Source organism: Streptomyces sp. NPDC127595, assembly GCF_042671685.1.
Taxonomy (GTDB): Bacteria; Actinomycetota; Actinomycetes; order Streptomycetales; family Streptomycetaceae; genus Streptomyces.
In genome coordinates this window covers 697,514-707,832 of the sequence record NZ_JBHXWK010000003.1, presented here as the reverse complement: position 1 = coordinate 707,832, position 10,319 = coordinate 697,514, and the positions used below count along the sequence as shown (strand labels likewise).

The window sequence follows — 10,319 nt, the reverse complement described above, 5'->3', positions numbered from 1 at the left end:
CGGAGACGGGGTATCAACAAACTTGGCGTTGATTTTTGGCACGCTGTTGAGTTCTCAAGGAACGGACACTTCCTTCGTACTCACCCGAGAGACTCTCTCAGGCTTTCCTCCGGGCGTTTCCCTTCGGTCTTGCGATTCCGACTCTATCAGATCCTTTCGGGCCTGATTCCCAGTCAGCGGGTTTGTCTTCCGGGCCGTTGGGCCCTTCCGACGTCTCAAACTTTAGCGGATCCTCGCGGCAGTTCCTAATCGAGCTGCTGCACCCAAATCGAATTGAATTCGGGCACGCCGAATTCGACCCCGTTGGGAGATCGTGCTGGTGGTTTGATTGCCGCTCTTGCGGCGGAGGTGCTGTCGCAGAACCGTTACGGCTCCGTGGCAACTCGAAGAACCCTACGCGTCGGGCAGGGGGGTGTCAACCTCGCCTGTCAAGATCTTTAATCCAGGTCGCTGAGCCGGCCGCCGGCATCCGGCTGGGCGTGCTCCACACGGCGGAGGAGGCGGGTCAGCACCTCACCGAGGACACCGCGTTCGTCGCTGGAGAGGTCCTGGAGCAGGTCCTCCTCGAAGCCCGAGGCGAGGCGCATGACCTCCAGCCACTTCTCGCGGCCCTCGTCGGTCAACTCCACGATGACGCGTACGCGGTTCGACTCGTCGCGCTCCCGGGTGACAAGCCCCTCCCCGACCATGCGGTCGATGCGGTGGGTCATCGCGGCCGGGGTCAGACCCAGCTGCTTGGCCAGGTCGCTCGGGCCCATGCGATAGGGAGCGCCGGAAACGACCAGCGCCTTGAGGACCTCCCACTCGGCGTTGCTGATGCCGAGCGCCGCGGTCTGGCGTCCGTAGGCGACGTTCATCCGCCGGTTGAGGCGGGAGAGGGCCGAGACGATCTTCTCGACCTGGGGGTCGAGGTCCCGGAACTCTCGCTGGTACGCGGCGATCTGCTCGTCGAGTGTCGGCTCGCTGACGCCGGGGGTGTCGCCCATGGGCCGAAGTATCGCACGGGCTCGCTTGCCGTTGAAGTCCTCCAATGTGTATTGTTTAGATCCTAACTTTAGCTTCGAAGTCTTCAGGTCTGCACCCATGCACCGTCATGGGGTTGCACATGCCCTGAGGGCCTCACGACCAGGGCAGGTGAAAAGTGACCAGGGCGATGGGCGCAGCGATGCGCCGGATCCATGTGGGCAACGCGCTCAGCGCGTTCGGGCTCGGCTTTACCGTCCCCTTCCTCTACGTCTATGTGGCGCAGGTGCGGGGACTCGGCTCCATGACGGCGGGCGTCGTGCTCGCCGTCTTCGCCGTGGCCGCTCTCGTCGTACTGCCGTTCGCCGGGCGGGCCATCGTCCGGCGCGGCCCGCTGCCGGTCCTGCTCGTCGCCCTGGTCACGGCCTCTCTCGGAGCGCTGAGCCTCGGGCTCGCGAACAGTGCCACGACCGTGTTGCTGTCGGCGGCCGCGCTCGGTGCCGGTCAGGCCGTGATGTCGCCTGCGCTCGCGACGATGATCGTGGACTGCTCCTCGGCGGACACCAGGTCGCGCGCCTTCGCCACGCAGTTCTTCCTGCAGAACCTGGGACTCGGCGTCGGAGGCCTGATCGGCGGTCACATCGTCGACACCTCGCGCGCGAGCTCGTTCACGCTGCTGTTCTCGATCGAAGCGGCGATGTTCCTGCTGCTGGTCGTGATCATGTCGACCGTCCGGTTGCCACACACGCCGAAGGTCGAGGGTGCGCCGCAGGCCAGGGGCGGCAGCTGGAAGCAGCTGCTCGGCAACCGGGCCATGGTGCAGCTGTCCGTGCTGGGCTTCGTGTTGTTCTTCGCCTGCTACGGACAGTTCGAGTCGGGGCTTTCGGCGTACGGCGTCGAGGCGGCCGGGATCTCCACGTCCGCGCTCGGTACGGCGATGGCGGCGAACACCGCGATGATCGTGGTCGCGCAGTTCGCCGTCCTCAAGTTCGTGGAGCGCCGGAAGCGGTCGCGGGTGATCGCCGCGGTGGGGCTCATCTGGGCGGTCGCATGGCTCGCGGCCGGCTATGCAGGCCTCGGGCACGGCAGCCAGACCATGGCGACCGCCGCGTTCGTGTCGACGTACGCCCTCTTCGGTCTCGGTGAGGCGATGCTGTCGCCGACCGTCGCGCCGCTGGTCGCCGATCTGGCGCCGGCTGGCATGGCGGGGCAGTACAACTCGGCCTTCGCCCTGGTGAAGCAGCTCGCGCTGGCGGTCGGTCCGGCGGTGGGCGGTCCGATGGGGGCCTCGCTGCACGGGCCGTACGTCGTGACGTTCCTGCTGTTCTCGCTGGGCATCACCTACCTCGCGACACGGCTGGGACGGCAGCTCACGCCCGTACAGAATCAGCCGTGGCTCGCGCGGAGCCGGGTGGTCGCGCAGGGCGGAGTTCCGGCGGAGCCGGTGCGTGCCGGGGCCTGAGGGACGGTCGTACGACGGCCGCCACCACTTCTCGAAGTGGTGGCGGCCGTTTTCGCTTGGTGTCAGCGGATTCCGGTCACCAGGTTGGCCGCGAAAGGGAGGGTCGCGCTGCCGTCCGGGGCCGTGCGGTCCTTGAGGTGGGTGTGGACCGCGCGGCCTGCCTGTGCGAGGGCTTCGTGGCCGCCGTTGTCGACGATCGACTGGCCCCAGGGCACCGAGGAGAGCTGGCCCGCGGCGTAGTCGCCGAGGGGCGGGAGGGCGATGCCGAAGGTGACCTCGTGGACGGTGACGTCGTGGAAGCCGGCCTCGCGGAGGGTGGTGGTGAGGCGGTCGGGGGTGCCGGAGAAGGCGGCTTCGTAGCTCGCGGCGACCTCCGGAACCAGGTGGGGAGCCACGTACTCCTTGACCGCTTCGTACTGGGCCACGAAGTACGGGATCAGCTTCCTGTCCGCCCAGGCGGTGGCCGCGAAGTGTCCGCCCGGCCGGGTGACCCGGGCCGCCTCCGTGAGGGCCGCGCGCAGGTCGGGGAAGAACTGGACTCCCTGCTGGCAGACGACCGCGTCGAAGGTGGCGTCCTGGTAGGGGAGTTCGGCCGCGGGGGCCTCCGTGAACTCGATGTCCGGGTAAATGCGGGGTGCGCGTGCCTTGGCGACCCTCAGCATGCCTTCGTTGATGTCCGCGCCCGAGACGCGGCCGGCGGGGCCGACCCGGGCGGCTGCGGCGCGGGCCACGAAGCCGGTGCCGCAGGCGAGGTCGAGGACTGTGGCGCCGGGGGTCAGGTCCGCTGCGTCGAGGATCGCCGCGACGAAGGGCGCCATGATCGGCGCGGCGTACTGCTCGTATCGCTCAGGCGCGCTGCCGCTGAGCTGAAAACCCGTTTCGTCTGCCATGGGTGAGCTACTAGCACCGGGTGGGGGTGGGGGCTAGGTGGCGCGCAGGGGTGGTTGGCGGGGAGTGGGGTTTTCGCCCCCTCCGCCCCTTCCCGTCGCGTCCACTGGGGGCTCCGCCCCCAGACCCCCGTTCGCCCGAAGGGCTCGGCCTCGAACGCCGGACAGGCTGAAACGGGGCGTAGCCCCGGAAGTACGGGACGGGCAGGGGCGGAGGGGGCGAAGAACACACGACCCCTGTCCAGGCTCACCCCTCCCCCCGCGGCAACGCGAACTCGCACCACACCGCCTTCCCCCCGCCCGGGGTACGCCGTGACCCCCAGCCGGAGGCGATCGTGGCGACGATGGCGATGCCTCGGCCGGCCTCGTCGGCGGGCTCGGCGCGGCGGCGGCGGGGCAGGTGGTCGTCGCCGTCGGTGACCTCGATGATCAGGCGGCGGTCAGTGCGGCGGAGGCGCAGGCGCATGGGCGGGGTGCCGTGCTGGAGGGAGTTGGCGACGAGTTCGCTGGCCGCGAGGATGCCGAGGTCCTGGAGGTCGGCCGGGAAGTGCCAGCTCGTCAGGACGCCGGAGGCGAAGGCACGCGCGCGTGGAGTCGCTTCCACGCCGCCGAGCAGCTCCAGGGCGGCGTTGCGGAAGAGGTCGCCGTCCGGACCCGTACGGGCAGGGTGCTGGAGGACCAGGACGGCCACGTCGTCGTCGTGGTCGGCGGTGACGCCCGCGGAGCGGACGAGCCGGTCGCAGACGACCTGGGGGGTGCCGGTGGCGCCGGCGAGGGCGCGCTCCAGGGAGGCGATTCCCTCGTCGAGGTCCTCGTCGCGGCGCTCGACGAGGCCGTCGGTGTAGAGGACGGCCGTCGAGCCGGGGCCGAGCGGGACCGAGCCGGAGGCGTGCAGCCAGCCGCCGGTGCCGAGCGGCGGTCCGGTGGGTTCGTCGGCACGCACGACGACGCCGCTCTCGTCGCGGACGAGGATCGGCAGGTGGCCGGCGGAGGCGTAGATCAGGCGCCCCTCGTTGGGGTCGTGGACGGCGTACACGCAGGTGGCGATCTGGTTGGCGTCGATCTCGGTGGCGAGGCCGTCGAGAAGTTGCAGGACCTCGTGCGGGGGCAGGTCGAGGCGGGCGTACGCGCGTACGGCGGTGCGGAGCTGGCCCATGACCGCCGCGGCGCGCACCCCGCGGCCCATGACGTCTCCGATGACGAGCGCGGTGCGGCCGCCGCCGAGGGTGATCACGTCGTACCAGTCGCCGCCGACCGCGGCCTCCGTGCCGCCGGGCTGGTAGGTGGCCGCGATGCGCAGGTCGTCGGGCTCCTCCAGCTCCTGCGGGAGGAGGGAGCGCTGGAGGGTGACGGCGGTCTCGCGCTGGCTGCGTTCGCTGGCGCGCAGCCGTTCGGCGGCCTCGGCGTGGTCGGTGACGTCGGTCGCGAAGATCAGTACGCCGCCGCCCTGGCCCTCGGTGGAGGTGTCGACGGGGGTGCAGGTGAAGGTGTACGAGCGGCCGTTGGAGGTTTTGCGGGACTTCACCGTGCGGGACTTGGCGCTGCGCAGGACCTGGTCCAGGAGCGGGAGCAGGCCGAGCTCGTGCAGCTCGGGGAGCGCCTCGCAGGCGGGCTCGCCGAGCGGTCGGGCGCCGAAGGCAGCCGTGTAGGAGTCGTTGACGTACGCGACGCGGTGCTCGGAGCCGTGGACGAGGGCGACGAGGGCCGGGACGCGGTCGAGGACGTCGCGGACCGGCAGTTCGTCGACGGCGGGCACGGGCGGCGCGTCGTCGGTGAGCTGCTCGGCGCGGGCCGCCGGCACGGGAGCGCCTTCCCCTCGCAGGTCCGGGGTGACCGTGTGTTCGGTCTGCGCCGCGGTGCGGCGCTGCGTTCCGGGGAGCCGGGCGCTCCAGCGCGTGAAGTTCACTTGGGGAAGGCCTCGTGGGTTAGAAGGGCGAGCGGTGGGCCCGCCCAAGGTCGTGGACCAGTCTGGCCGACCGGACCGACATCCGTCAGACGCCGGCCTGACCGGTGGAGTTCCAGGGTCCGGTCAGGACGACCCCTTCGGGCCGAGCTTCGGGTCGAGAGGATGCTTTCCACCGGCCGCGAGTTCGAACTCCGCTCGGGGATGTTCGAGCGAACCGAGAGAGACGATCTCCCTCTTGAAGAGCCCCGACAGGGTCCATTCGGCGAGCACACGGGCCTTGCGGTTGAAGGTGGGCACCCTGCTCAGGTGGTAGACGCGGTGCATGAACCAGGCAGGATAGCCCTTCAGCTTGCGCCCGTAGACGAACGCGACACCCTTGTGCAGCCCTAGGGAGGCAACCGAACCGACGTACTTGTGGGAGTACGTTTCGAGCTCCTCGCCGCGCAGGGAGTGCACGATGTTGTCGCCGAGGACCCTGGCCTGGCGTACCGCGTGCTGGGCGTTGGGGGCGGTCTCGGTGCCGGGCTCCGCGGTGACGTCGGGGACGGCTGCGGCGTCTCCCGCGGCCCACGCGTGCGTGGTGCCGTCGACGGTCAGCTGGGGAGTGCACTTGAGGCGGCCGCGCTCGTTCAGGGGGAGATCGCTCGCGGCGAGGACCGGGTGCGGTTTCACCCCGGCGGTCCACACGACCGTACGGGTGGGGAAGCGTGCGCCGTCACTGAGGACGGCGATCCGGTCCGCGCAGGAGTCGAGGCGGGTCTCCAGCCGTACGTCGATGTTGCGGCGGCGCAGCTGGGTGACCGTGTACTTGCCCATCTCCTCGCCGACCTCGGGGAGGATGCGGTTCGAGGCCTCGACGAGGATCCACTTCATGTCCTCGGGCTGGACGTTGTGGTAGTAGCGCGCGGTGTAGCGGGCCATGTCCTCCAGCTCGCCGAGGGCCTCCACGCCCGCGTAGCCGCCTCCTACGAAGACGAAGGTCAGGGCGGCGTCGCGGATCGCGGGGTCGCGGGTGGAGGAGGCGATGTCCATCTGCTCGATGACGTGGTTGCGCAGGCCGATGGCCTCCTCGACGGTCTTGAAGCCGATGGCGTACTCGGCGAGACCGGGGACCGGGAGGGCGCGCGAGATCGAGCCGGGGGCGAGGACGAGTTCGTCGTACGAGAGCTGTTCCGCGCCCGCGCCCTCTTCCTCGCCTGCGAGGGTCGTGAGGGTCACGGTGCGCTTGGCGTGGTCGATCGACCGGGCCTCGCCGATGACGATCCGGCAGCGGTCCAGGACCCGGCGCAGCGGGACGACCACATGGCGCGGCGAGATCGAGCCCGCGGCGGCCTCCGGAAGGAACGGCTGATAGGTCATATAGGGGTCCGGGGAGAGGACCGTGATCTCGACTTCCCCCCGTTTAAGTTCCGCCTTCAACTTCTGCTGGAGCCGCAGAGCGGTGTACATCCCGACGTAGCCGCCGCCGACCATGAGAATGCGCGTACGTTCCTTCACCACCCCATGACGCACCCAGCACTGGAGTTTGTCCACAGCCTCGACAATTTGTGTGACCGGCCGTCGTCAGCGCGGAGGGCGGGTCGAATTGCCGGACTACGAGGAATAGGCACAGGTCAGTGAGGGTGCAAGGGGTGTCGGAAGGAGGATCAATAGGGACGTATACGACCCGTACTCCGATCGGGGGGCGCTCCGTGCGGAACCTGCCCCTTCTGAATTGACCCCCGCTCAACTATGTTCGTGTGTCGACGGGGTGTAGGGGGATGCGCTCGACGAGTCCGTACGACGGACTCGTGCACACAAGCTTGTTCCGCGCGCTCCGGCTGCCGATGGCGGGGAGAGTCTCCGGGGGGAGACGGTCATTACCGGGGGAACGCTTATGCACATTCAGGAATCTCATTGGTCATCCGCGTCTGCCACCGCGTCCGGTGGCATCGTCGGCGCGGCAGCGGGCGGTGACGGCCGCGGTCCGGGCTCCGGATCGCGTACGACGCCGCTTCGCGTGGACGCACAGCGCAATCTGGAGCACGTACTGCGCGCGGCGCGCGAGGTCTTCGGCGAGCTGGGGTACGGCGCGCCCATGGAGGACGTGGCGCGGCGCGCCCGGGTCGGCGTGGGCACGGTGTACCGGCGCTTCCCGAGCAAGGACGTCCTGGTCCGCCGGATAGCCGAGGAGGAGACCTCCCGGCTGACGGACCAGGCGCGTGCGGCGCTCGGGCAGGAGGACGAACCGTGGTCGGCGCTCTCGCGCTTCCTGCGCACGTCGGTGGCCTCCGGCGCCGGGCGGCTGCTGCCGCCGCAGGTGCTGCGGGTCGGCGTCGCGGAGGACGGCACTGAGGCGGAGGACGCGCGGGTACCGCAGCAGCGGTCCCAGCTCGCCTCCGAGCTGCGGCTCGTCGAGCAGCGGCCGGCGCCCGCGGAGGAGGTGCTGGTCGCGGCGGCGGACGACGCGGGTGCGGCGCAACTGCTCGACGTGGTGGGCCGGCTGGTGGACCGCGCGCGTGCGGCGGGCGAACTGCGGCCGGACGTGACCGTGGCCGACGTACTGCTGGTGATCGCGACGGCGGCACCCTCGCTGCCGGACGCCGCTCAGCAGGCGGCTGCCTCGGCCCGGCTCCTCGACATTCTGCTGGAGGGGCTGCGCTCACGCCCGGCGTGAGCGCCGGCCACCACGAACAGCGGACACCGGCGCTGCTCTGGGCGCGGGTGCTGCGGCACTCCGTCACTCGCGCACCAGGCCCACCGGTCACGCTCCGGACATTCCGGGCGCGGCGCCAACTCCCGGCCGGGAGCCGTTCGTTGACTATTCCCCAAAAGAGTGACGGCTAGTGCTGGCGTATGGGAAGTCCCCACGGACGAGTGGTAGGTCCGTACGGGGGCGTCAAGCCCCCTGTGCCTGTGGCAGTCTTGCCCGGTATTCGGGTCCGAGTGTGCAGGCGGGGGCTTTCCGCGATGAGCGTTGACGGGCGGGACGAGTCACTCGGTGACGGTGGCGCGGACGGCGGCACGGAAACCGGCGGGCTGCCGTCACAGCAGGTACCCAGCCAGGGCGGTCCGCAAGGTGGACCACAAGCTGGACCACAAGCTGGTCCGCAGGGCGGCGCCCCGGGTGCCGCGCCCTCGGACGGCGGGCCCGATCCCAGCGTTCCGCCGCAGCGCGACCGGTTCGACCGACGGGACGGCGGCAGCATCCTGCCGCCTCCCTTCAACCCGCTTCCGGTTGATCAGTCATCGATCGACCAGTCTCCGGTCGACCAGTCTCCGGTCGACCGGTCTCCGGTCGATCTGCCGTCGTCCGACGCCGATCTGATCGAGCGGATGCGCGCGGGCGACGACACGGCGTACGAGGGGCTGTACCGGCGCCATGCCGAGGCCGTGCGCCGGTACGCCCGCACCTGCTGCCGGGACACGCACACCGCGGACGACCTCACGGCCGAGGTGTTCGCCCGCATGCTGCAGGCCGTACGCGGCGGCAGCGGCCCCGAGCACGCCGTACGCGCGTATCTGCTCACCACCGTCCGCCGGGTCGCCGCGAACTGGACGAAGACGGCGAAGCGCGAGCAACTCGTCGAGGACTTCGCGGTGTTCGCCGCGCAGGCCGCCCGGAGCTCGGAGGTGTCCGACGACGACACACTCGACCTCGGTGCGGATGTGCGCGCGATGCACGAGGCCGAGCAGTCCATGGCCATGCAGGCGTTCCGGTCGCTGCCGGAGCGCTGGCAGGCCGTGCTGTGGCACACCGAGGTCGAGGACGAGTCGCCGAGCGACGTCGCCACGCTCTTCGGACTCGACGCCAACGGCACGCGGGTGCTGGCCAGTCGCGCCCGCGAAGGCCTCAAGCAGGCCTATCTCCAGGCGCATGTGAGCGCCACGCTCACCATGGACGAGGAGTGCGCGCGCTACGCCGACCGGCTCGGCGCCTACGCCCGCGGCGGGCTGCGTACGCGCGCCGAGCGCGGGCTGCGCAAGCACTTGGAGGAGTGCGCCAAGTGCCGCCTTGCGGCGGGCCAGATCAAGGAAGTCGCCAGCGGGATCCCGTCGCTCGTGCCGATCGCGGTCATCGGTTGGTTCGGTGCCGCCGGGTACGCGAAGGCCGCCGCGCTCATCGCCGGCGGGGCAGGCGCGGGTGCGGCCGGAGCGGCGGGTGCCGCCTCCGCGGCGGCCGGCGGCTCCGGCGGAGCGAGCGCGGGTGGCGGCGCGGCGGCCTCGGAGGGGCTCGGCGCGCCGGTCAAGGCCGGTATCGCGGCGGGTGTCGTCGCGGTGGCCGCGACGGCGATCGCGCTCGCCCTGGCCGGCAACGAAGCCCCGCCCAAGAGGCCCGAAGCCAGGCCGGCCACCTCGCCCGCCGCCGAGGTACCACTTCCGTCGCCCAAGCCGCCGAAGAAGGCACCCGCGCCCGAGCCGCCGGTGGTGCCGGCGGCCGAGCCGACTCCCACGCCGACGCCCACACCCACCCCGAAGCCCACGCCGAAACCGACGCCCAAGCCCTCGCCCACCCCGACGAAGCCGAAGCCCGCGCCCAAGCCGACGCCTCCCCCGTCCCCCACTCCGACACCGCCGCCTCCGCCCGCGCCGGTCGTCTACCAGTGGAGCGAGCTGGACTACAACGTCAACGGCGACGGCACCAAGCCCGAGATGCGGCTCGGCGAGAGCAGTTGGGTGTGGCAGCGCTTCGGGGTGTCGATCGCGGACAAGCAGTACCCGCACGGGGTGACCGTCCACGGCCACTCCTCCGTCACCATCGACCTCAACCGCAGCTGCTCGGCGTACGACGCCGTGGTCGGCATCGACGACATGACCCTGGGCCTGGGCCAGGTGCGCTTCTCCGTGTATGCCGACGGCTCCCGCCTGTGGCAGTCAGCGCTGGTCAAGGGCGGCGACGAAGCGGTCCCCGTCCATGTGAACCTCACCGGCCGCAAGACCATCCGCCTCGTCGTCGAACCCCACACCGTCCTCGACGCGCCGGCACTGGCGGACTGGGCGGAGTCGAAGTTCCTGTGCGAGTGAGCGCGGCTGAACGGCGCGAACACGCGTCGGCGGGACGTCCCTGAGAGCCGCACAGTTGGAGATCGGCGAGGTGCTCCTCGGAGCCACGTGGCCAAGC

Annotated in this window: 7 protein-coding genes; 3 read left to right on the top strand and 4 right to left on the bottom strand. The window is 70.7% G+C overall.

Going from position 1 to position 10,319, the window contains the following annotated elements:
• Window positions 1-437: 437 nt before the first annotated feature.
• Window positions 438-986 carry a MarR family winged helix-turn-helix transcriptional regulator gene (locus tag ACFVKT_RS14215; RefSeq protein ID WP_385731034.1) on the bottom strand — a complete coding sequence of 183 codons (549 nt, stop codon included), beginning with the start codon at window positions 984-986 and terminating at the stop codon, window positions 438-440.
• 167 nt (window positions 987-1,153) lie between these two features.
• Here ACFVKT_RS14215 and ACFVKT_RS14210 point away from each other — a divergent pair, with 167 nt between their 5' ends.
• Window positions 1,154-2,425: an MFS transporter gene (locus ACFVKT_RS14210; protein WP_385731119.1), complete on the top strand. Its 1,272-nt coding sequence runs from the start codon at window positions 1,154-1,156 to the stop codon at window positions 2,423-2,425.
• 62 nt (window positions 2,426-2,487) lie between these two features.
• Here the strand turns inward: ACFVKT_RS14210 and ACFVKT_RS14205 are convergent, their stop codons facing one another.
• From ACFVKT_RS14205 to ACFVKT_RS14195, 3 genes are all read right to left on the bottom strand, one after another.
• Window positions 2,488-3,315, bottom strand: a complete 828-nt coding sequence (locus ACFVKT_RS14205; protein WP_385731033.1) for a class I SAM-dependent methyltransferase — start codon at window positions 3,313-3,315, stop codon at window positions 2,488-2,490.
• Window positions 3,316-3,559: 244 nt separating this feature from the next.
• On the bottom strand, window positions 3,560-5,218 hold the full coding sequence (locus ACFVKT_RS14200) for a SpoIIE family protein phosphatase (protein ID WP_385731031.1): 1,659 nt from the start codon (window positions 5,216-5,218) through the stop codon (window positions 3,560-3,562).
• 123 nt (window positions 5,219-5,341) lie between these two features.
• Entirely contained in the window at window positions 5,342-6,718 is a 1,377-nt protein-coding gene (locus tag ACFVKT_RS14195) for an NAD(P)/FAD-dependent oxidoreductase (RefSeq protein ID WP_385731117.1), read from the bottom strand.
• Window positions 6,719-7,094: 376 nt separating this feature from the next.
• Here ACFVKT_RS14195 and ACFVKT_RS14190 point away from each other — a divergent pair, with 376 nt between their 5' ends.
• Together ACFVKT_RS14190 and ACFVKT_RS14185 are read left to right on the top strand one after the other, a co-directional pair.
• On the top strand, window positions 7,095-7,874 hold the full coding sequence (locus tag ACFVKT_RS14190; protein ID WP_385731029.1) for a TetR/AcrR family transcriptional regulator: 780 nt from the start codon (window positions 7,095-7,097) through the stop codon (window positions 7,872-7,874).
• 293 nt (window positions 7,875-8,167) lie between these two features.
• Window positions 8,168-10,222 (top strand): sigma-70 family RNA polymerase sigma factor, encoded by a 2,055-nt coding sequence (locus ACFVKT_RS14185; RefSeq protein ID WP_385731027.1) that lies wholly within the window; start codon window positions 8,168-8,170, stop codon window positions 10,220-10,222.
• Window positions 10,223-10,319: the final 97 nt, after the last annotated feature.